This is a genomic window from Streptomyces sp. NPDC029044 (genome assembly GCF_040637495.1).
Classification (GTDB): Bacteria; Actinomycetota; Actinomycetes; order Streptomycetales; family Streptomycetaceae; genus Streptomyces.
Window position 1 is genome coordinate 1 of the sequence record NZ_JBEZWN010000096.1, and the last position, 22,093, is coordinate 22,093.

At 70.6% G+C, this 22,093-nt stretch carries 16 protein-coding genes and 1 pseudogene; 9 read left to right on the top strand and 8 right to left on the bottom strand.

What is annotated here, in order from left to right:
• Positions 1–176: 176 nt before the first annotated feature.
• Positions 177–1,027, bottom strand: a pseudogene (locus AB0E85_RS37450) (WYL domain-containing protein).
• Between the two features lie 93 nt (positions 1,028–1,120).
• Here AB0E85_RS37450 and AB0E85_RS37455 point away from each other — a divergent pair.
• Complete coding sequence (locus tag AB0E85_RS37455; protein WP_361937051.1) at positions 1,121–1,486, top strand: VOC family protein; 366 nt, start codon at positions 1,121–1,123, stop codon at positions 1,484–1,486.
• A gap of 278 nt (positions 1,487–1,764) precedes the next feature.
• Here the strand turns inward: AB0E85_RS37455 and AB0E85_RS37460 are convergent, their stop codons facing one another.
• Positions 1,765–2,790, bottom strand: a complete 1,026-nt coding sequence (locus AB0E85_RS37460) for a LacI family DNA-binding transcriptional regulator (protein WP_361937053.1) — start codon at positions 2,788–2,790, stop codon at positions 1,765–1,767.
• A 140-nt stretch (positions 2,791–2,930) separates the two neighbouring features.
• Here AB0E85_RS37460 and AB0E85_RS37465 point away from each other — a divergent pair, with 140 nt between their 5' ends.
• Positions 2,931–3,755, top strand: coding sequence for a fumarylacetoacetate hydrolase family protein (locus tag AB0E85_RS37465; RefSeq protein ID WP_361937055.1), 825 nt, complete (start codon positions 2,931–2,933; stop codon positions 3,753–3,755).
• Positions 3,756–3,844: 89 nt separating this feature from the next.
• Here the strand turns inward: AB0E85_RS37465 and AB0E85_RS37470 are convergent, their stop codons facing one another.
• Complete coding sequence (locus AB0E85_RS37470) at positions 3,845–5,113, bottom strand: MFS transporter (protein WP_361937057.1); 1,269 nt, start codon at positions 5,111–5,113, stop codon at positions 3,845–3,847.
• A 712-nt stretch (positions 5,114–5,825) separates the two neighbouring features.
• On the opposite strand from AB0E85_RS37470, the gene AB0E85_RS37475 reads away from it, so the two are divergent.
• Genes AB0E85_RS37475 through AB0E85_RS37485 form a run of 3 tightly spaced genes read left to right on the top strand, consistent with a single transcriptional unit; the run spans position 5,826 to position 8,467 of the window.
• Entirely contained in the window at positions 5,826–6,830 is a 1,005-nt protein-coding gene (locus AB0E85_RS37475) for a C-terminal binding protein (RefSeq protein ID WP_361937059.1), read from the top strand.
• A complete protein-coding gene (locus tag AB0E85_RS37480; RefSeq protein ID WP_361937061.1) occupies positions 6,827–7,891 on the top strand; it encodes a phosphotransferase in 1,065 nt (354 codons plus the stop codon). Before AB0E85_RS37475 ends, AB0E85_RS37480 begins: the two co-directional genes overlap by 4 nt.
• 45 nt (positions 7,892–7,936) lie before the next feature.
• Positions 7,937–8,467, top strand: a complete 531-nt coding sequence (locus AB0E85_RS37485; protein WP_361937063.1) for a cupin domain-containing protein — start codon at positions 7,937–7,939, stop codon at positions 8,465–8,467.
• An 89-nt stretch (positions 8,468–8,556) separates the two neighbouring features.
• Here AB0E85_RS37485 and AB0E85_RS37490 read toward each other — a convergent pair whose 3' ends face one another.
• Both AB0E85_RS37490 and AB0E85_RS37495 read right to left on the bottom strand, forming a co-directional pair.
• Complete coding sequence (locus AB0E85_RS37490) at positions 8,557–9,774, bottom strand: GNAT family N-acetyltransferase (protein WP_361937065.1); 1,218 nt, start codon at positions 9,772–9,774, stop codon at positions 8,557–8,559.
• Between the two features lie 110 nt (positions 9,775–9,884).
• Positions 9,885–10,730, bottom strand: coding sequence for an NmrA family NAD(P)-binding protein (locus AB0E85_RS37495; protein ID WP_361937067.1), 846 nt, complete (start codon positions 10,728–10,730; stop codon positions 9,885–9,887).
• Between the two features lie 65 nt (positions 10,731–10,795).
• On the opposite strand from AB0E85_RS37495, the gene AB0E85_RS37500 reads away from it, so the two are divergent.
• Positions 10,796–11,131, top strand: coding sequence for a helix-turn-helix domain-containing protein (locus tag AB0E85_RS37500; protein ID WP_107457813.1), 336 nt, complete (start codon positions 10,796–10,798; stop codon positions 11,129–11,131).
• Between the two features lie 214 nt (positions 11,132–11,345).
• Entirely contained in the window at positions 11,346–14,708 is a 3,363-nt protein-coding gene (locus AB0E85_RS37505) for a discoidin domain-containing protein (protein WP_361937070.1), read from the top strand.
• Positions 14,709–14,801: 93 nt separating this feature from the next.
• Here the strand turns inward: AB0E85_RS37505 and AB0E85_RS37510 are convergent, their stop codons facing one another.
• The 3 genes from AB0E85_RS37510 to AB0E85_RS37520 all read right to left on the bottom strand — a co-directional run bounded on the left by AB0E85_RS37510 (position 14,802) and on the right by AB0E85_RS37520 (position 19,357).
• Positions 14,802–15,845 (bottom strand): hypothetical protein, encoded by a 1,044-nt coding sequence (locus AB0E85_RS37510; protein WP_361937072.1) that lies wholly within the window; start codon positions 15,843–15,845, stop codon positions 14,802–14,804.
• A gap of 108 nt (positions 15,846–15,953) precedes the next feature.
• Positions 15,954–18,584, bottom strand: a complete 2,631-nt coding sequence (locus AB0E85_RS37515) for a family 78 glycoside hydrolase catalytic domain (RefSeq protein ID WP_361937074.1) — start codon at positions 18,582–18,584, stop codon at positions 15,954–15,956.
• Positions 18,581–19,357: an alpha/beta hydrolase gene (locus AB0E85_RS37520; RefSeq protein WP_361937076.1), complete on the bottom strand. Its 777-nt coding sequence runs from the start codon at positions 19,355–19,357 to the stop codon at positions 18,581–18,583. The genes AB0E85_RS37515 and AB0E85_RS37520 overlap by 4 nt, the downstream gene beginning before the upstream one ends.
• 184 nt (positions 19,358–19,541) lie before the next feature.
• Here AB0E85_RS37520 and AB0E85_RS37525 point away from each other — a divergent pair, with 184 nt between their 5' ends.
• Positions 19,542–20,549 (top strand): LacI family DNA-binding transcriptional regulator, encoded by a 1,008-nt coding sequence (locus AB0E85_RS37525; RefSeq protein ID WP_361937078.1) that lies wholly within the window; start codon positions 19,542–19,544, stop codon positions 20,547–20,549.
• A 397-nt stretch (positions 20,550–20,946) separates the two neighbouring features.
• On the top strand, positions 20,947–22,093 hold a 1,147-nt coding region (locus AB0E85_RS37530; RefSeq protein WP_361937080.1), incomplete at its 3' end, for an ABC transporter substrate-binding protein.

The window sequence follows — 22,093 nt, forward strand, 5'->3', positions numbered from 1 at the left end:
AATTCAACGGCGCGATGGACCGCGCCCTGGCGGCGCTGATGGCAGCCTGAGGGGGCCCTCGGGCCACACTGTCTTCGGTCGGTTGCTTCTGAACTGAGGAGAACTCCCAACGACTGGACCGCCATCGCTGGGCCATCGAACGGCGAGTTCTGAATCCGGGCAGAGCGGTGGGCGGGTCAGGACGTTGGTGACGGCGCATAGTGGTGGGCGAGGCTGGTGGCGAGGTCGCTGAGGTGAGCCCTGGCTTCGGTGGGGCCGTGCACAGTGATGGCGCTCCCGAACGGCAGTAGTGCTCGCACGTCCTCCAGATGCGGGAAGCGGATCGTCACCTTGTGGCCGGTGGCGGATTCTTCATGGTCGTCCTGGACGAGTCGTTGGCCGAAGATCCGTTGCGCTCGCTCGATCTGCGTCTGGTCGATGGTGGCGCTGACCTCTATCGCGTGGTTGTGTTCCCACTGATCAACGAGCGCTGCAGCGACGGTGGCCAGAGTCTCGGTCTCGCGGATCCGTCGTGGCTGGTCGACTTCTTTTCACGTCGTGATCCGTTCGAGTCGGTACATCCGTGGCACTCGGGCACAGTCGGCGACGAGGTACCAGGTGCCGGCCTTGGCGAACCGGAAGTATGTGCCTGGAGCCAGGGGCGGCTGTCCACGTGCACTACGTCGATGAGCGGCAGGAGCTCATAACGTTGACGTGACTGTGTCGCGGCGATCTTGGAGAGCGCGCGCCGGCTTTCGACGGATGCGTTGAGCTCCGCACGTTGCTTCTCATCCAGCCCGGTGAGCGACAAATGATCACGCTCCCCCGGTGTGAGTCGCGTGAGGTCGAGCCCGGACCCGGGCAGCATGGTCACGCCTCCGAGGCGGCTCCGTTGCGCGGTCACCGGCAGACCGGCGTCGCGGAGCCAGTTCAGGTCCCGGGTGATGGTTCGCAGGGACACCCCGAGCGCCGAGGCAAGTTCCTGTGTGGTCGCAGCATCCCTTGATGCGAGGAGCAGCATCAGGGAGAAGAAACGGTCCGGGGTCACACACCAAGCTTTTCAAGAATTGCGACATGATGCGGCGCATATCCCGGTCAGGCTGGTGGAGGCGTACCTACGACCCTGTGAGAAGGAACAATCATGACCACCTCCGTCGTGTCCATCGTCTATGTGAACGACGCTCCCGCCGCAGCGCGTTTCTACGGTGACCTCCTCGACGTGAGGCCGTCGTTCGAGACTCCGGAATACATCACCTTCGACCTCGGGCCAGGCGCTGACCTCGCTCTGTGGTCTGGGCAGTTCGAGGATCTGTCACCGGAGGTCCCGCGTACCGGTGAGGTGTGCCTGGCCATAGGCGGTGGGCCCGACGAGGTCAACGCGATCTTCAAGCAGTGGCAGTCCAAGGGCGTCACGATCCTGCAGGAGCCACATGATGCGGGGTTCGGGCCGACCTTCCTCGCAGCTGATCCTGACGGGAACCGGATCCGCGTGGCACCGCGGGACTGAATGGCCGCAATGCGGCAGGCGCGCACGATAGGTGTCGCGCCTGCCGTTGTCTGACTTCGAGGGGACGACGAGTGCCCCAGATGGAGACCCGGCGCCGCGCACGGCGCGACGGCTCCTGCTCTCCTCGCCCGGGCGAAGGTCTGGTTCGCCGCCCACGGCATCAACGACATCCACCGGGTCGTCACCGGCAATGGCGCAACTACCACCGGCCGCATAGTGATGCCGCCGGAAAGCCGCCAGCACCACGCCTCTGCGAGACCGTCACCAACGTCGAGCCCTCATGCAGACGGAGTCCCTCCGTCAGGCGATGCCGTGCTACCACGCAGGATCAACGAACCGGGGGAGACCGCCGTGTACGGGCCGTCGTTGCCCGGCTCGGTCTTGAGGCGTCGGATCATCCACAGCGCGCAGCCGGTGGCCATCTCCTGGATGGGCAGGCCGATCGTGGTGAGTCCGGGGCCCCACCAGGAGAAGCCGGGCTCGTCGCCGAACCCGACGACGGACAGGTCCTGGGGCACCTTCACGCCCTGCCGGGACAGCTCCTCCAGGACGCCGAGGGTGAGCTGGATCGACCCCAGCACCAGCGCGGTGGGCGCATCCGGTTCAGACAGCAGCCGGCGTACCGTAGCGCGGCCGTGGTCGACCGACGACGGCGGGCCCAGCTCGGCGCGCCCGGCGTCGTCCGGCAGCCCGCCTTCGCGCAGGGCGCTGCGGAACCCGCGCAGACGCTCGGCGCCGGTGGGCAGCTCCTCGGGGCCGCCGAGGTAGGCGATGCGTGTGTGGCCCTGTGCCACCAGGTGGGCCGTGGCCCGGCGCAGCGCTTCCCGGTCGTCCACGCCGAACCACTGTGAACCGAGCGACGGGTGCCGGCGCAGCAACTGCACATGCGGGAGGGCACGCAGCAGCTTGACGGACTCGCTGTGCGGGCGCGCGCTGGGCACGATGATGACGGCGGCCACGCGGTTCGCGGACAGTTCCCGCAGGTGGCGCAGCTCCGCTGTCCGGTCGTCGTCGGTCTCCGACAGCATCAGCTGGAAGCCCTCGGACTCCATGTTCTTGGACAGCTCGTGCGCGATGGTCGAGTAGAAGCTGTTGCGGATGTCGGGGATCACCAGCGCGACCACGTTGCTGGACGCTCCGCGCATCATCCGGGCCGCACGGTTGCCTACGTACCCCATGTCGGAAGCGGCCTGGCGGACGCGGAACTTCGTCTCCTCGCTGATGCGCGGATCGTCGGCCAGTGCCCGTCCCACCGTCGACACGGAGACTCCGAGGCGCTCGGCGATGTCCCTGGTCGTGATCACGTAAGGAGTCTCCTCGGCTGGCTGGTCCCGTGTCGTCACTTTCCGTGTGCCAACGATAGCACCGGCGTTGCGCTCCGTGGCCGCCTGGAGCTGAGATCACGGGCGTATTCTCTGTCGCGTGCTAACGTTAGCACTGGTGGATGGGACGCGCAGCCGCCCGCGGCTGCCCAGTTGCGGAGGTGTCCGTGCGCATCGTCAGATATGCCGTCGGCGGCGAACGTCATTACGGAGAACTCGAATCCGGAGGCGTCGGTATCACCAGATTCGAAGGCGATCCCTTTACCGGATTGACCCCTACGTGGCACACGGACCGAGTCGATGACGTCGTCGTCCTCCCGCCGGTCGACCGGCCCCGGATTTTCGGATTCGCCTACAACTACGCCTCACATGTCGACGAGACCGACCGTGAGATTCCCGAGGTGCCGGTGTGCTTCATGAAGCCGAGTACGGCGGTGGTGGGGCCGGGCGACGCGATCGTGTATCCGTCCGACGGCGAACTGATTCATTTCGAGGGCGAGTTGGTCGTCGTCATCGGAAAGGAGGCTCGCCATGTCAAGCCCTCCGAAGCCGCTGACCACATCCTCGGCTACACGTGCGGCAATGACGTCAGCGACCGCATCGTCCAGCGCAAGGAGAGCGCGTTCGGAACGCTTCTCATCGGGAAGGGGCAGGACACCTTCGCTCCCCTCGGGCCCGTCATCGCGACGGACCTCGACCCGTCGGGGCTGGCCCTGACCACCCGGGTGAACGGCACCGTCGTCCAGGCCGCGAGCACGGCCGAGCTGCTGCTCCCGGTTCCGGAGATCGTCGGCTACCTCAGCCGCTATCTGACGCTGCTCCCCGGGGATGTGATCATGACCGGCACGCCCTCCGGTGTCGGGCCGATACGCCCCGGGGACGAGGTCGAAGTGGAGATCGAGGGCATCGGCGTCCTGCGCAATCCGGTCGTGGCCGAGAGCCGTTGACCGGCGGTCGCCCCAGGCGTCCGCAAACGACGGGGCCTGCTCACCGCTCGGCGGTGGGCAGGCCCTGTGAGTGTCGGCGGAGCGTGCGGTCAGCGGACCGCGTTGTTGAACTGCGCGGGCCGGACGAATGCCAGGGCGACGACGCCCAGCAACGGCAGGACGGTGACCTGGAGCATCCCCGCCAGGCTCCAGCCGAAGGAGTCCACGAGCGCGGCGAAGAGCAGGCCCGAGAACGCCGCCGGCCCGTAGTAGCCGGTGACGAAGAGGCCGGAGGCGCGCCCGATCTGCGTCGGCCGGACCGCCCGCTGGATCGCGCTGTTGGTGTTGGGGTAGATGAAGCCCAGTCCGAAGGCGCCCATGAGGAAGGCGAACACGCACTGCACGCCCACGGTGGCCCGCGTCTCGTAGATGCACACGCTGATGACCGAGACGGCGAGCAGGCTGATGATCAGCAGGTTGCGCTGGTTCACCCGGTCACCGAGCCAGCCGCCGAGTATGGCCGTCATGCCGCCGAAGCCGAGGAGGCTCATGGCGAGGGCCGCCTGCTCGGGGGAGTAGTGCAGCGAGCTGATCAGGTACGTCGGATACAGGCCGAGGAATCCGTAGATGGCCACACCGCTGACGACGGCGTGGACGGTCAGGGCGATGGTGTTGCGGTTGTAGGCGGAGGCCGGCATGTACTCGTACGTCCTGGTCGAGACGACTTTCTCGACGGCGGTCTCGGTCAGACCGGTCTTCACGAGGAACAGGGAGGCGGCGGCGATCAGCAGCCCCGCCGTGCCGAACAGGTAGAAGGGCGAGTGCCAGGTGCCGTGCATGCTCATGAGCTCCACGCCGATCAGCGGTGCGATGAACACGCCGACCGAGTAGCCCACGCCGATCACACCGAAGGCGAGGCCGCGCCGGTGGGCGAAGAAGGCGCCCATCGCCGCGAAGATCGCCGCGGACTGCATGCCCTCGCCGAAGCCCGAGACGACCCGGTACAGGGTCATGTCGGCGAAGCCGGTCGCCAGCGGCGTGGCCATGGTGCCCAGGGAGTAGATGACGATGCTGGCGAGCAGCACCGTCTTGCGGCGGAAGCGGTCCAGCAGGTAGCCCGCGGGCAGGCCGGCCAGCGCCATGCCGAGGGTGAAGTTGGTGGCCAGCAGCCCGCCCTGCTCCAGGGAGAAGCCGTACTCCTGACGGATGTTGGGGAGCAGCGGGGGGAAGACCTGGCGGTCCATGGCATTGACCATGTAGGAGAGAACGATCAGCAGGAAGCCCAGCCCGATCATGGTCTTGGAAAGGGGAGGGGTGCTGCTCTCCTCCGTGTCGTCGGCGGGCATGGCACTGGTGTCGACTTGCGCTGCGTGCGTCATTACGGCTCCTGAGGAGGAACGGGCCACGGCAGGCCGCGGTGGACGTATCGCCGGTACGGGGTGATGCGCACGGCGGCCGGATGCGGTGAGGCGAGAAGGGTGAGCTGGAAAACGGCACGGTCGGGCCGGCATGTGGCGAGAAAGCGCCGACCGGCGATATGGGGGGCGAAGGGGCAGCCGCGCGGTCGGATGCCGCGTGCGGAATTCAGCCGTATGTCGCCCGTCGGGGACGTCCGTGGCTATGGCGTCTTCGACAGCCGGATCTCGTGCGTTCCACGCTCTGGTCACACGGTCGGCGTTGCCAGAACGATGAAGGGAAGTTCAGGGCGCGTCAAGATGTGAACGCCGGATTTCTTCGGCGGCCCCCGTTTTCCGCTTGGTAACCGGCTTGCCGTCTCGCTCTTGACGCAGAGAAGCCTGCCAGTGCTATCGTTAGCATCACGTGGCTATGACAGAGTGATACGACGTGCCCCGGCATCTCGTGACCCGTACCCGTGACGTGGCGCGCCGCCCCGACCGACCACAAGTCGGCGGGCACCGGCTCCCCACCCGAGCCCTGCGAATCTCTCCACCCCCCACGGCGACCGAAGGCCCGACCGGGCGTGACATCGGCGGCCGTGCCGGATGACGATCAAACCTGCTGACCGGACGCGACCGGGCGGGACGCCCGGCCGTCCGCTGCGGCCGCACGATTCTGCGAGGACGACCTGCCATGAAATCACCGAGCCGCCCCGGCACCGTGCTGCTCACCGACTACGCCTGGCCCGACGACTCGGTCGAGCGGTCGGTCATCGAGAACGCGGGCCACACCTTGGTGACCGGCCCCGCCGAGCCCTCCTCCGCCGGGGCGATCGAGAAGCTGGTGGCCGAGCACCGCCCTGCCGGCATCCTGACCTGCTGGGCCCCGGTCTCCGCCCCCGCCATCGGGACCTCCCCGGATCTCCGAGTCGTGGCCCGGCTCGGAGTGGGCCTGGACAACATCGCCGTGGACGCGGCCACCGAGCGGGGCGTGTGGGTCACCAACGTGCCGGACTACTGCGTCGAGGAGGTCTCCGACCACGCCGTCGGCATGGTCCTGACCTGGACGCGCGGCATGGCCGTCTTCGACCGCGAGGTCCGGGCGGGCCGCTGGAACCCGGCGAGCGCACGGCTGCGCCGGCTGTCGACGCTGACCTGCGGCATCGTCGGCTTCGGGCGGATCGGACGCGCCACGGCACGCAGGCTCGGCGCGTTCGGCTGCCGGATCCTGGCCCACGACCCGCACCCGCCGCGGGACGCTCCCGGCGTGGAGATGACCGGCCTGGAGGAACTGTTGCGCAGAAGCGACGTGGTGATCCTGCACGTGCCGCTCACGCCCGGCACCCACCACATCATCGGAAGCGAACAGCTGGCGCTGATGCGACCGGGCGGTCTGCTGGTCAACGTCAGCCGGGGTGGCCTCGTCGACACCGACGCGGTGATCAAGGCGCTCGACAGCGGGCAGCTGGACGGCGCCGCCTTCGACGTCCTGGAGACCGAGCCGGACGTCCCCGCCGGGCTCTCGGCACAGCCCGGGGCGCTCCTCACCCCGCACGTCGCCTTCTCCTCCGACGCGTCGGTCATCGAGCTGCGCCGCCGCGCCGCCGAGGAAGTCGTACGGGTCCTGGCGGGCGAGACACCGGCCCACGCCTGCAACACCCCTCGTGACCTGCCCGCCGGGTCGGGTGACCCGCGATGAATGCGAACTCCGCGCAGATGGGTGCGGCCCCCGGGCCCGGCACCGCGCTGACGGACTTCCTGATCACCCAGTGCCTCGCCGAACCGGGCGAAACCGCCCGCTGGACGCCGCTGGCTGGCGGCGTCTCGTCCGACCTGTGGCGGGTGGACCTGCCCGGACGCTCCCTCTGCGTCAAGCGTGCCCTGGCCAAACTGAAGGTGGCGGCCGACTGGCAGGCACCGGTGTCGCGCAACGCCTACGAATGGGCCTGGATGCGGTTCGCCTCCTGGCACCGCCCGGACAGCGTCCCCGGCCTGCTGGCCCACGACCCCGGAGCCGGCCTGTTCGCCATGGAGTACCTGCCTCCCGAGCGGTACCCGGTCTGGAAGGCGCAGCTGCTGGGGGGTGAGGTGCGGGTGACGACCGCTGCGGCCGTCGGCGAACTGCTCGGCGCGCTGCACGCCGCGAGCGCGGGCGACACGGACCTCGCGGCGGAGTTCGCCACCGACGACAACTTCCACGCGCTGCGCATCGAGCCGTACCTGTTCGCCACCGCGGCCGCACACCCCTCCCTCGCCGACACCGTCCGCGGCCTCGCCGACCGCACCGCCACCACCCACGCGGCCCTGGTTCATGGTGACGTCAGCCCCAAGAACATCCTCGTCGGCCCGTCGGGCCCGGTGCTGCTGGACGCCGAGTGCGCCTGGTACGGGGACCCGGCCTTCGACGTCGCCTTCTGCGTCAACCACCTCCTCCTCAAGAGCCTGGTGGTGCCCGGTCGCCGCGGTGAACTCCTGCGCTCCGCCCGGGCGTTGGCCGAGGCGTACGCCCGCTGTGTCGACTGGGAGCCGCGAGCGGCCGTCGAGGAGCGTGCCGCCACCCTGCTCCCGGCGCTGCTGCTGGCGCGTGTGGACGGCAAGTCCCCGGTGGAGTACCTCACGGACGACCGGCACCGGCTGTTCGTACGCACGGCGGCGACGGCCCTGCTGCGGGCGCCGGCCCCCACGGTGTCGGACGTCGTAGACCTGTGGGAAACCGCCCTGCCGGCCCAGGCCGAACCGGCCGGCACCCCGCTCGACTGACCGACCGATGTGCCGGGCCCGACCGGCCCGGCCGAGGAGAGACACATGCGCAGAGTCGTCACCGGCCACGACGGGCACGGCAGATCGATCGTCGTCAGCGACGGCCCCATCCCGCGGAGCCGGGAGTTCGCCAGCCTGCCGGGCTGGGTGTCCCGGCTGCCCTGGGCCACCGAACCGGGCCAGAAGGCGACCCGGTCAGGGGAGGACCCCACCCCGGACATCACCAGCCTGCTGCCCGCGCCCGGCGGTACGCGGTTCATCGTGCTGACCTTCCCGCCGGAGTCCTCGTTCGCCGACCCGGCGTTCGACCCCGCCGCCTTCGACCGGGAGCAGCGGGCCGACTCGCCCGGCATCGCCGAACTCATCGAACCCGACGGCATGCACGCCACCCCGACCGTGGACTACGGCATCGTGCTGGACGGCGAGATCGTCCTCGAACTCGACGACGGCCACTGCACATCGCTCTCGGCCGGCGACATCGTGATCCAGAACGGCACCCGCCACGCTTGGCGCAACCGCAGCGACCAGCCCGCCACCATGGCGTTCGTCCTCATCGGCGTGGAACAAGGCGACTGACCGCGCCGGGCCGGACTTCTGCAACGAGGGCGAGCCTTGCCACTGCTTCCGCCGGCTGAGCGGGACGTGTCCGAGGACTGCGGGCGCGGTCAGAACCAGTGCAGGCAGTGCGGCGAGCGCTCGGTGCGGAAGAGCGCGTCGGCGAGGGTGGCCGCGCCCGGGTGGTGGACCCGGATGTGTCCGGCCCGTGCGAGTGTGCTCGGGGCGGTGCCGCCGAGGTAGACGGAGCCCAGGTCGCGGACGTCCAGGGACAGGTCCGGGTCCCGGTCCGTCGGGACGCAGTCGGCCTTGCCGTCCCGGACGGTCAGCAGGTAGCGGTCGTGTTCGCCGAGGAACGGGTCGTCGATGTCGAGGACCAGCTCGCCGTCCGCGAACCAGCCGCGCGCGGTCAGCGCACGCGGGACGTCCAGCAGCCGCACCCAGAGCCAGTCCATGTCGCCGCTGACCTCGCCGGCCCGGAAATCCGCGAACCGCCAGCGCAGCGGGTGATCGGACGGGACGTGCTTGAACACCACGTGAGAGACCAGGTCGTGTTCGAGTACGAACCGGGCCAGGGCCGTGAAGACGGCGTCCTCGGCGGCGATCGTCTCGTCCACCGTCAGGGTGCCGGAGTCGATCGAGTAGCTTGCGTACCCGTCCGGGACGCCGTCGGTGTCCCGGCGGACGGCGATGTAGCGCTGCGCCGGTGATATCGGCGGCTGCCCCGCGCGCACGGCCCACCAGCGGTGCGGGCGGGACAGCGCGCCGGGCTGGGCGCGGCGGTACCGGTCGTAGACCTCCTCCAGAACCTCGCCGCACTCGTCCCTGCGCAGTACCTCGACCGAGCCGGCCGCCGCTCCCTCGGCCACTCCGCTCGCCCGGGGGGCGGCGAGGGCGGCCTTGTGGCGCGGTATCTTCAGCTGCGCCGTGTACGTCGCCGGCCCGTAGCCGAACCTGCCGTAGATCAGTGCCTCGGAGGCCAGCAGCACCGAGAGCATCTCCCCGCGGCCCCGCAGTTCGGTGAGCTGATGCCGCATCATCGCGCTGAGCACGCCCTGACGCCGGTGCGAGGGCAGGACGCCGACCGCTGTCACCCCGGGGGCGGGGACGAGCGTCTCACCGGGCAGGGTGAGCTCGAAGGAGTGCGTGGCGGCGGTCCCGACGGGCCGCCCGTCCCCCGCCACGGCGAGGAGGCAGCGGTCCATTTCGAGCGCCGACCACCAGAGCCCGCCGCCGTCGACCGGGGTCTCTGGGAAGAGCCCGAAAGCGGCATGGAGGGTGTCGACGAAGACGTCGAGATCCTTGTCGGTCGTGGGACGGATTTCCATCGTTGCCGCTGCCTCCCCGGGATACCGGCACCACGGCTCGTGGTGTCCGGGCACAGTGCAGCGGCAACTCGTCGTGAGGGCAAGTCAATTAGCCGGCCAACAGGTCCCGGTCAGAGACCGGCGTCGGTCAGCCACTGCCCGGTGGTCCGGGGGGTGATGCCGAGCAGCTTCTGGGCGGAGCTCTCGGGTGTGATCGAGCGGTCCTCAAGCGTGCTCATGGCCGCGTAGGCTCCGGCCACGTCCGCTGCGGGGCCCTCGCCGATCAAAGGTGCGACGGAGCTGCGGAACTGCTCGGGAGTGATCTGCTCGAAGACCACGTCCTTGCCGAAATGGGCACCGAACGCAGCGGCCAGGTCCGGCCCGGTGATCGCCGGGTACTGGCCGACGGAGACCGCGCCGGTGATGTCCGGGCGGTCGAACAGAGCGACGACGGCATCGGCGATGTCCAGGTACGACGCCCAGGAGACCGGGAAGTCGGCACGGATCGGGTAGGGCAGCGCGCCCCGCTCGCGGACGGTGTCGAGGACGTAGGGCATGAGCAGGTTCTCCAGGTAGAGCGTGGGAGTGATCACCGCGAGGGACACCCCGGTCGCCGCCAGGCCCCCGGCCAGTGCTGCGGCCGCACCGTCGGTTCCGGGGTCGGCCGGGGCGCCGCTGGTGGAGAACACCACGCGGCCCGGGCGGGCCGCGCGGACGGCGGCGACGATGTTGCGGGCGTAGGCCCGGCGGTCCTCTTCGGCGACCACCGGCAGGTGCACGAACACCCCGTCGGTCCCGCGGTACGCCTCGGTGAGCTTCTCGGTGGAGTCGTAGTCGGCGGCTACGACGCGCTGCGCGCCGGCCACGACGGCGTCGGCATGTCGGGTCAGAGCGGTCACGGACTGCCCAGCGGCGGCGAGAGCGGCGACGACAGGGGCACCCTGGGCGCCGGTGGCGCCGTGAATCACGTAGGTCATGGCGTTATTAGTGCATGTGATGCACCGGTTACATCAACTGCACTAATGGGGTACGGTCAAAAATTGTGACCGCTCCCTGTCTCCCCGAATGCGGCGTCGCCCGGTTCCTCGTGCTGCTCAACGGCCCGTGGGCCACCCTGATCGTGCGAGAACTGCTGCACGGGCCCCACCGCTTCAATCAACTGCGCGAGGCCCTGCCCGGCATCAGCCCGCACACCTTGACCAGTCGGCTGCGCCAGTTCGAGCGGCACGGCATCGTCACCCGCACGACGTATGCGGAGATCCCGCCCCGCGTCGTGTACGCGCTGACCCCTCTCGGTGAGGGGCTGCGCGATGTCCTGGAGGCCATGGGTACCTGGGCCATGGCGGTGCCGGACCCGGAGGCCGACGTCACCGCCTGACGTGTGCCCCCGTGGCGCGGAGTGCCGACGCGGCAGCCGGGAGAGCGGGCACGGTCCGCGTGACGGGCAACGTTTCCCATTCTCCTGCGCGAGGCATTGACATGGCCTTGCGCAGGCATCAGGATCGCGCCTGCAGTACGGGGCTGAATCGATTCAATCCCCCGGTTCAGGCCGCCGGTCCGCTCTCCGCAGCACTTCCGGGAAGGTCCCCTCGATGCAGCACGTCTCACGCCGGTCCGCCCTGCGTTCCGCCATAGCCGTCGCCCTCGCTCCCACCCTGGGCTCCCTGGTTCTTCCCGGCCTCGCACCGGCGGCGTCCGCCGCGGTCTCCTGGACGGCGCGGTGGATCTGGGCGCCGTCCAGCACCACGAACCAATGGGTGGCCTTCCGCAGATCGTTCACCCTCGCCGCCACCCCGTCGAAGGCGGTCACGCAGATCGCGGTGGACTCGAAGTACTGGCTGTGGGTGAACGGCACGCTGGTCGTCTTCGAGGGCGGGCTCAAGCGCGGCCCGAACCGCACGGACACCTACTACGACGAGATCGACCTCGCCCCCCACCTCACCAGCGGCCGCAACACGGTGGCGCTGCTCGTGTGGCACTTCGGCAAGCAGGGCTTCTCGCACAACAGTAGCGGCCGGGGCGGACTGCTGTTCCAGTCCGACATCCAGGCCGGCTCGACGACCACCCGGCTCGTGAGCGACGCCAGCTGGAAGCACACCGTCCACCCGGGCTACTCGAACAACACCAGCGGCACACAGGTCAACTTCCGGCTGCCCGAGTCCAACATCTTCTACGACGCCCGAGCCGCCGCCGTCGTCTCGGGGTGGCGCTCACCCGGCTTCGACGACGGCGGCTGGACGGCGCCGACCGATCACGGTGCCGCAGGTGCCGCGCCCTGGAACGCCCTCGTCGAGCGGCCGATCCCGCTGTTCCGTTACTCAGGTCTGAAGTCCTACACCAACGCCGCCTCCCTGCCGTCCACGGGGCAGGGCACCACCGCGATCTCGGCCACCTTGCCGTCCAACATCCAGGTGACCCCGTTCCTGAAGGTGGACGCCCCGGCGGGGGCGGTGATCGGCATCCAGACCGATCACTACGACGACGGCGCGGGCCTGACCGGGATCGAGCCGGGCACGCAGTACAACATGCGCGCCACCTACGTCTGCACCGGCGGCGTCCAGAAGTTCGAGCCACTGGCCTGGATGAGCGGTACGGCCGTGCGGTACACCATCCCGGCCGGCGTGACGATCCTGGAGCTGAAGTACCGGGAGTCCGGCTACGACACCGACTTCGCCGGCTCGTTCAGCAGCAGCGACCCCTTCCTGGACACCCTGTGGACCAAGGCCGCGCGCACGATGTACGTCAATATGCGCGACAACTACATGGACTGCCCCACCCGTGAGCGCGCCCAGTGGTGGGGCGACGTGGTCAACCAGCTCAAGGAGGGCTTCTACACCTTCGACACCAGGTCGCACGCCCTCGGCGAGAAGGCCATCGCCCAGCTGGCAGCCTGGCAGAAGGACAGCGGGGCGCTGTACTCCCCGGTCCCGACGACCATCTGGACCGCCGAACTGCCCGTCCAGATGCTCGCCTCGGTCTGGTCCTTCTGGACCTACTACCTCTACACCGGCAACGCCGACGCCGTCACCGTCGCCTACCCGGCGGTGAAGCGGTATCTGAACCTGTGGACCCTGGACGGCGACGGCCTGGTCAACCACCGCGCAGGGGACTGGGACTGGGAGGACTGGGGCTCCGACATCGACGCCCGCATCCTGGACAACTGCTGGTACTACCTGGCCCTGGACACCGCCGCCAAGCTGGCCGGCCTCAGCGGCAACTCCACGGACGCGGCCGCGTGGAAGGCCCGGCGCGACAGCATCAGAGCCAACTTCGACCGCGTCCTGTGGAACGGCTCGCGGAACGAATACCGCTCACCCGGCTACACCAAGGACACCGACGACCGCGCCAACGCACTGGCGGTCGTCGCCGGCCTGGCCCCCGCCTCCCGCCACCGGGCAGTCACCGAGGTGCTGCGCACCCACCTCAACGCCAGCCCCTACATGGAGTTCTACGTCCTGGAGGCGCTGTACCTGATGGGCGCGGCCACCGTCGCCGAGGAGCGCATGCGCAACCGCTTCGCCGCCCAGGTCGCCGACCCCGCCTGCCACACGCTCTGGGAACTGTGGACCAAGGCCGACGGCACCGACAACCACGCCTGGAACGGCGGCCCGCTGTACGCGCTGTCCGCGTACGCGGCAGGAGTCCGCCCCACCGAGCCGGGCTGGACGCGGTACGACGTCGTCCCGCAGACGGGCACCCTCACCAGGATCGACACGGTGACGCCCACGGACAAGGGCGACATCCGCTTCGGCATCGTGCGCGACGGCACCCGGGCGACCCTGACCCTGACCTCCCCGAAGGGGACGACCGCCCGCGTGGGCGTGCCCGTCTACGGCGGCTCCCAGCCGGTCATCAAGGCGAACGGCACCACGGTTTTCACCGGGGGCTCCTCCACCGGCGGCGTCAGCGGTCTGAACCCTGCGGGCAGGGACGCCTCGTACGTGTACTTCACCGTCCAGCCGGGCACGTGGACGTTCACCGCGACGGGCACGGGCCGTGTCGACGACCTGGCCCTGGGCCGTCCGGTCAGCAGCAACAACAGTCTGGAGAACGGCGACTGGGGGAGAGACCGCCTCACCGACGGCCGACTCCGCGGCGTCACGGGGGCGAAGGGATACACCAGCAACGAGTTCACCTCCGCCGACGTCGGCGCCGACCCCGTGTGGGTGGAGATCGACCTCGGAGCCGACACGGACCTCGACGCCGTACGCCTCTTCCCGCGCACCGACACTCCGGCGGCGGGTGGCGGAACCGCGGGCTTCCCGGCCGACTTCACGATCCGGACCCGCCCCGACGGCTCGGGCACGTACACCACCGTCCGCACCGTCACCGGCCAGCCGAACCCCGACGGTCTCGTGCAGACGTACGGATTCAGGACGGTCACCGCCCGCCATGTGCGCCTGGAGGTGACCAGGCTCGGCACGCCCGCCTCCGACGAGACGGCCACGTACCGCCTCCAGCTCGCCGAACTCACCGTCCCCACCGCCGCGACGACCGTCACCGGCAACTGCACGCTGGAGAACGGCGACTGGGGCAAGACCCGGGTGCTCGACGGCACCACCACGAGCGTGGCCGGCTCCAAGGGCTTCACGAGCATCGACTTCTCCTCTGCCGACGTCGGTGACACACCGGTGTGGATCGAGGTCGACCTCGGCGCCGACCGTCCGATCGGCGCGGTCACCCTCCACCCGCGCAGCGACACCGCGGCGGCGGGCGGCGGAAGCGCGGGCTTCCCGGTCGACTTCACCCTGCAGACCCGCGGGGACGGCTCGGCCTCCTACAGCACCGTGCGCACGGTCACCGGCCAGAGCAACCCCGACGGCGCCGCTCAGACGTACACGCTCACCGCTGCGAACGGGCGCTACCTGCGCCTGCGCACCACCCGCCTCGGCAGGCCGGCCTCCGACGAACCGACGCGCTACCGCCTCCAGCTCGCGGAGATCCGGATCAAGTAGGACGGCGAGCGGCGGACCAGCGAGAGTTGGGATCCGAACCGCACGATGAGGGGGCCGCTGCGATCGCGGCGCCGTGGACGCCCGCTCAGCCGTTCACGATCGGTGCGCTTCGTGGAACCGGCGCAGCCGGGGGGCGCGTAGGGCGGGCAGCCCGACCAGGGTGTACTCGAAGGCGCCGTGGTGGGGCGTCAGCGGGTGGCAGGGGCGCGGTGGCAGGGGATAGTCGTCGCGCAGGACGCCGTCCGGAAGCACCCCGGTCGCGGGCAGCGGTGAGGTCTCGCCCGGGTGGGCGAGGTACGCCCAGACCCCACTGTCCAGCGGCACCACGGCCACGTCGTCGCCGGATGGGCGCCAGGGGGTGCCTGTGAGGGGGTGGCGGGGGACCAGGAGGACGTCGGGACGGGGCCGGGGCGTGCGGATCCCCGGGCCGGCCAGCCCCACCGAACGGGCATCAGGCCCGGACGGCAGGTACCGGCCGACGGCGTGGCCGAGCAGTTCGGTGACGGGGCCCGCGGGGAGGGTCACGGGGCGGTCCTCAGCGGCCGCCACGAGGTGGGCCAGCGCGACCGCGACCGCCGCCTCCCAGCGGCGGCTCCACGACCCGTCGGGTTCGACGGGTGGGATGCGGTGCTCGGCGCGCTCCAGGTCACCCCAGTCGGGAGGCGGACCGGCGGGGAGCCCCGAGGGGCGGCGTACGACCTCGCCCGGCTCCAGCCATACCGTCTGCCACATTCCGCAGTCGTCCATGCGGGTCGCCACGGCCCGCCCGCACCCCTCGCACGCCAGGTTGGGGCCGGACCGGCCGTCCACACCCCGGCAGTAGCCCTCGCACTTCTCGGGTATCAGGGCCATGGACCGGGAGTCGCCGGGGGCGATGACGATCCTGTTCCGCGCGCCGAAGGAGACGGAGTACACCGGCGCGTACACACCCTGTCGGGCAGCCGCGTCCTCCCCGACCTCCTCCCACAACCGCCACGGCGGCCCGGTGGGCCGGGGGTCGACGGCGTACGTTGCCGGCTCCATCAGCGGAGGATGGAGTTCCTCCCAGCCGCCGTGGTGGGTGTGGACCGGGAGGGCCACCCGGGACACCGGCGCTGTCAGCTCCGTGCCGCACCCGGCACACGCGAACACGTCCAAGCAAGCTCCCCCTCGCCCCGATTCCCGGAGATTGTGCCTCGCCCCCGGCGAAGGACCCACCGCATTTCTGCGGCGGGGCCGGCGGGCCGCGCCACGGCGCCGCTCCCGTCAGCCGCGCAGGACCAGGCGGTGACGCCCCGAAACCAGGTCGGTGACCGGCTGCGCGGAGTGCAGATGCTCGGGCGGGAGGAACCGCCCGGTCGTGCCCGGTGGCAGCTCGGCGTCCACCGTGAGCGTGCCGCCACTGACCGACCAGGTCACGGACGCCGTTCCGTACGGGGTGGCGATCGAGGCGGCCGCCGAGGTGAGCGTGGCCCCGGGCCGTGGCGCGATCTCGATCGTGCGGTAGCCCGGCGCGGTGGCCCGCAGCCCGGCGACGGAGCCGTAGAGCCAGGCGGCGACCGCGCCGTAGGCGTAGTGGTTGAACGACAGCATCGTCCCGGCCTTCTCGGTGTCGATGGTGCCGTCGGGCCGGATCGCGTCCCACCGCTCCCACATGGTGGTGGCGCCGCGCTGCACCTGGTAGAGCCAGCCCGGACACTCGGTGTTGAGCAGGAGCCGGTACGCCTCCGCGGTATGACCGCTGCGGGACAGGGCGGGCAGGACGAAGGGGGTGCCGAGGAACCCGGTGGCGATACGCCCGTCGTTGGCGCGCACCAGGGCGGCGAGGGACTCACCGACGGCGGGACGTTCGGCGGCGGGCGCGATGCCGAACTCGAGCGCGAGCGCGCATCCGGTCTGGGTGGTGCGGGCGTGGTCGCCCCACTTCCGCCAGGCGGCCTCGGCGGTACGCCGGTGCAGCGCCTCATACCGTTCGGCGTCGTCGGTCCGGCCCAGTTCCCGGGCCGCGTCGGCGAGAAGCCGGGCGCTGTGTGCGACGAAGACGGTGGCCACGTAGGCGGAGTCGGTGGTGGCGCGCGCCGGGTCCTGCGGTGGGGCGGCCGGGTCGAGCCAGTCCCCGAGCTGCGCGTTGCCGCTCCAGGTCCCGTCGTCATCGAGGCGACCGGCGGTGAAGTCGACCCAGGCGCGCATCGTGGCGTAGTGGCGGCCCAGCAGGCTGCGGTGGCCGTAGGCGTCGAACAGGGCGGTCGGTACGACGGTGGCGGCGTCGCCCCAGCCGGCGGTGGTGCCGGCGAAGGGCAGGTCCATCGGCGGGAGTTCGCCGAGGTCCACGTCGGGAATCACCAGCGGCACCGCGCCGTCCGGCCGTTGCTCGATGCCCAGGTCGGTGAGCCAGCTGTCGAGGAAGGCCTGGCTGTCGAACGTGGCGCAGGCCGTCGGGGCGAAGGCCATGATGTCGCCGGTCCAGCCCAGCCGCTCGTCGCGTTGCGGGCAGTCCGTGGGGACGGCGAGGAAGTTGCCGCGCTGGGAGCGGACGACGTTGGCGTACAACGCGTTCACCCGCTCGTCGGAGCAGCGGAACTCACCGATGCGGCTCAGGTCGCTGGCCATGACAGCCACCTCGACGTGCTCGACGGTGACGCCCGGGGAGGCCTCGATCTCTGCGTGGCGGAAGCCGTGGAAGGTGAACTCCGGCTCCAGTTCCGCCGTGCCGCCCGACAGGGTGTACGCGTCGGTGGCGCGTGCGCCGCGCAGGATGCTGGTCAGCAGCCGGCCGTCGTCGTCGAGGACCTCGGCGTGCCGGACGGCTACCGTGCCGCCGGCCGGGCCGGCGGCACGGAGACGGAGCACGCCGGTGACGTTCTCGCCCGCGTCGACGGTGATCGTGCCGTCGGGCAGGGTGCTCAGCTCCGGCCGGATGACCTGGACGACCCGTACCGGCGGGTGGGCCCGTTGCGCCAGCCCGGTGGGCAGGGGCAGTACGGCGGCCCGCTCCCAGTCGCGGTCGTCGAAGCCGGGCAGCCGCCAGCCGTGCGGCTCTCGGCGGAGGTCGCGTGCGCAGCCGTCGTACAGGTCCGCAGCCAGCAGGTCTCCGTACCCGCCGCGCCACCGGTCGTCGGTGACGACGGTGACGGTGCTGCCGTCGGCGAGGGCGACCTCCAGCTGGGCGAGCAGTGCGCAGGTGTCGCCGTAGACGTCGCGGTGTTTGTGCCAGGTGAGATGGCCTCGGTACCAGCCGTCGCCGACGGCCGCGGAGAGGGCGTTGCGGCCGGGGGAGAGCAGGCCGGTGACGTCGTAGGTGGCGTACAGGAGCCGGTTGCGGTAGCTGGTCCAGCCCGGTTCCAGGAGTTCGTCGGAGACGGGCCGGTCGTTGACGCCGGTGCGGTGGACGCCCAGCGAGGTCACGTACAGCCGTGCGGATACCGGCTCCGCCGGGAGGTCGAACTCCCGGCGGAGCAGCGGCACCGGGCCGGGGGAGGTGCGACCCCGGTCACTGGGCACGTGGACGGGGCGTGCCGTCCAGTCCCCGTCGTCGAGCAACGCCGCCTCCACCCGGGCGGGTTGGCTCCACCGCGTCCACCCCAGGTCGGTGCGGACGCGGACGCGCCAGTGACGGGCCTCGCGGCTGACCAGCGGTCCGGCCGGCCACGGGTGGTCGGTCACCACGCCGGACTCGACCTCGCCGCTGGACACCGCGCCGGTGAAGGACGGGCCGGCCGCCACCTGTACCTCGTAGGCGTGCTGGAGGACGCCCGGCCGGTCGCTGCTCAGCGACCATGACAGACGGGGTTCGGGGTGGGGGGTGGCGACGAGACCGGAGTCGTCCGCGGTGCGCAGGGCGGTGACCTCCGTCGCGGTGTCCGTCGGGTGGAGTGCCTCGGAGTTCGGGGTGGTCATGACTGAAGGTGCCTCCGGAGGAATCGCAGCGTGGACTGGTGCAGCGTGGTGCGATGCGGGACCGTGCCCCAGGCATGGTCCGCGCCCTCGACGATCTCGAGTTCGGCGTTGCCGTCGTAGTGGTCCAGGTAGCGGTGTACGTAGGCCAGTGGGGCGATGTCGTCCTTGTCGCCGTGCAGGATGTGGACCGGCCCCCGGTAGGGCGCGGACCGCCCGTACACGTCGAGACCGGCGATGTCCTCGACGAGCGCGGCACTCATCCGGTGCCCGTCCGCATCGAAGTATCCCTTTTCGTCGATCTCCGCGGCCAGGCTGCGGCCCTTGAGGTGGCCCCCGCCGATCTCGAACGGCGCGACCGCGGCCGGGGACCACAGGCACAGCGCGCCGATCCCCGGCTCCTCGGCGGCGACGATTCCCGCGACCACACCTCCCATGCTCATCCCGACGAGGCCGATCCGGCCGGGGTCGACGAAGTCGAGGGTCCGGACGCCGGCCAGCACAGCACGCGTTTCCGCGATCTCTCCGGTGATGGTGACGTCGAAGAAGTCGCCGTCGCTCTCGCCGTGGCCGGAGAGGTCGAACCGGACCGAGGCGATGCCGTGCGCCTCCAGCAGCCGCGACATGGCGACGAAATCGGGCAGTTCGAGCCGGTTGGAGCTGAAGCCGTGCACGAAGAGCACCGTGGGCCGGCGGGTGCCAGGCGGACCGTCGGGGATGTGCACCGTGGAGCGCAACGTCATGCCGGAGTGGCGGAAGTCGTGATGGAGGATCACGCGGATGCCTTTCGGAACGTGTCGAGTGCGGGCGGGCGCGGCGGTCCGGCCGTGCTGCGCGCGTCACTTCGAGGGGTACATGGCGTCGCTCATATCGCGTCACTTAAACGTGTAGGTAAGCTGAGCGGCCAAGCTAGCCCCAGCCGAGGGCTTTGGCAAGACGCCCGGCACCGGGAGGAGACGCATGACCGGAAGACCCGGCGGCAGACGTGTGACCAGCGCGGATGTCGCACGCGAGGCCGGGGTGTCCCGCGCCACGGTGAGCTACGTCCTCAACGACTCCCCGCATCAGAGGATCCCCGCAGCCACCCGGCAGCGGGTGCGGGATGCGGCCGCACGGCTCGGCTACGCCCCCTCGGCCGCGGCGCGCAGCCTGCGCAGGGGGCGCTCGGACATCGTGCTCGGCCTGCTGCCGGACTGGCCGATCGAGCACGTCCTCGGCCGGCTCGTCCAGCAGCTGACCGATGCCCTGGCCCAGCACGGGCTCACCTTCCTCGTGCACTCGGCGGCGCACCCCGCCCGGCACCTGGGGGAGGTGTGGAAAGCCCTGACCCCGGCGGCGGTTCTGGCGCTGGACGCGTTCCCGGAAGCCGAGGCCGGTGCCATGCGGGCGGCGGGCATCGAAGTCGTCATGGCGGTGCACGGCTCGGCGGGGAGCGGGCAGCGGTCCGCCCTCGTGCCGGAGGAGCCGATCGGGGCGGCGCAGGCCGGCCACCTCGCCCGAGCACACCAGCGGCTCGGCTACGCCTACCCGGATCTGGCGCGGCTCGGCGTACTGGCCGGGCCGCGACTGGACGGCGTGCGCAAGGTGTGCGCCGAACTCGGCCTCGCGGAGCCGGACGTCCAGACCGTGTCCCTCGATCCGGGCGGTGCCGTACGGGCGGTGCAGGCGTGGCTCGCCGCCGATCCGCCGGTGACGGGCATCTGCGCCTTCAACGACGCCGTCGCCCTGGCCGTTCTGGCGGCCCTGTCGTCGCTGGGATTGCGGGCCCCGCGCGACCTCGCGGTGATCGGCGTCGACGACATCCCCGGCGCCGCGCTGGCCCGGCCCCCGCTGACCACGGTCGTCCGTGACACTGGCGCCATCGCGCGGGCCCTGGCCCGCCGTATCGTCGACGCCCTCGAAGGGGCGAGGGTCCCCGCCGTCGCCCTGCCGGAACCGCTGCGCGTTCACGTCCGGGTGTCCGCCTGACCGGCACCGGTGGGCCGCGGACCTCCACAACAGGCCGCTGAACAGGCGCGACAGTGCGCCGCCTGCCCCTCGTCCGCCCTGTGCCGCCGTGGTTGGTGAGCGGCCCGCCGCCCGGACGGAACCTGCCGCCGCCGGTGAACCTCTTGCGCAACCCGGGCGACACAGTTAGTTTACGGGCACTCGCTTAAAGGTGTAAGTAGCGGGCCGGTGCCTCCACCACGACGGCTGCCTCCCGGGCCCCGCTCATCCGCCGGCGACGACCCAGGCCGTGTTCCGCCACCAGGTCGGTCCACCCCGGTGGCACGCGCGATCCACGTGACACACCCCGAACTCCCGGCCTCGTCGCCCGCTCTTCGCGTCTCACCTCCCCATCCCTCCCGATCGCACGGAGACCTCGATGAAGAGAAGAACAGCCCTCCAAGCCTCCCTCGGCGTGGTGGCATCGCTCGCGCTCGCCGCCTGCGGCGGTGGGCAGGGCAACAGCGCCGGCGGTGCCGGATCGGCGAACCTGACCATCGCCCTGTCCTCGGCACCCAACAGCCTGGACCCCGCCCAGATCGCGGTCGGGCCCTTCCTGAACTACATGGACCCCGCCTACGCCACGCTGCTGACCCGCAAGGCCGACGGCACCCTGGGGGCCGGTCTGGCCGACAAGTGGGGCTATGTCGGCAAGGGGAATACCAAGTTCGAACTCCACCTGCGCAAGGGCGTCAAGTTCGCCGACGGCACGCCGATCACCGCCACCCACGTCGTCAACTCGTTCAAGTACTTCGTCAAGGGCAGCGGACCCGGCGGTGCCTGGTTCCGTCCCCTGACCTTCGCCACACCGGACAGTTCGACCGTCGTGGTCAGCAGCCCGACGCCGAACCCTGAGATGGGGGCGCTGTTCACGCCCGCGTTCGTGGGCGGCGCCATCATCAGTCCGGAGGGGCTGAAGAACCCGAAGAAGCTGGCCTCCGAGACGTTCGGGGCCGGTCCGTACGTGTACAGCCCGCAGCAGTCCGTCTCCGGCGACCACTACGTCTACACCCCGAACAAGAACTACTTCGACAAGTCCGCCATCCACTTCAAGAAGATCACCGTCCGGGTGATGCCGAACGTCAACTCACAGGTGCAGGCCCTGAAGTCCGGGCAGATCGACCTCATGTACGGCACCCCGGACGTGGCGCCGACCATCAAGGGCACCACGTCGCTCATCACGCTCAAGAAGCCCACCACCTGGGCGGGCCTGTTCCTCCTCGACCGCGAGGGCACCGTCGTCAAGGGGCTGGGTGACGAGCGCGTCAGGCAGGCGCTGAACTTCGCCATCGATCGCGCCGCGATCACCAAGGCGGTCTACGGCCAGTACGGGACCCCGATCTCCCAGCCGGCGATGCCTGGTTACGACGGCTACAGTCCCGCGGCCGAGAAGACGTACCCCTACGACCCGGCCGAGGCCGAGAAGTTGCTCGACATCGCCGGTTCCCGTGCCCACGCGCGCGTGCTGCACAAGGCGGGCCTCCTCACGGAGGATGAGCTGACCCGCATGATCGCCGGCCTCGACC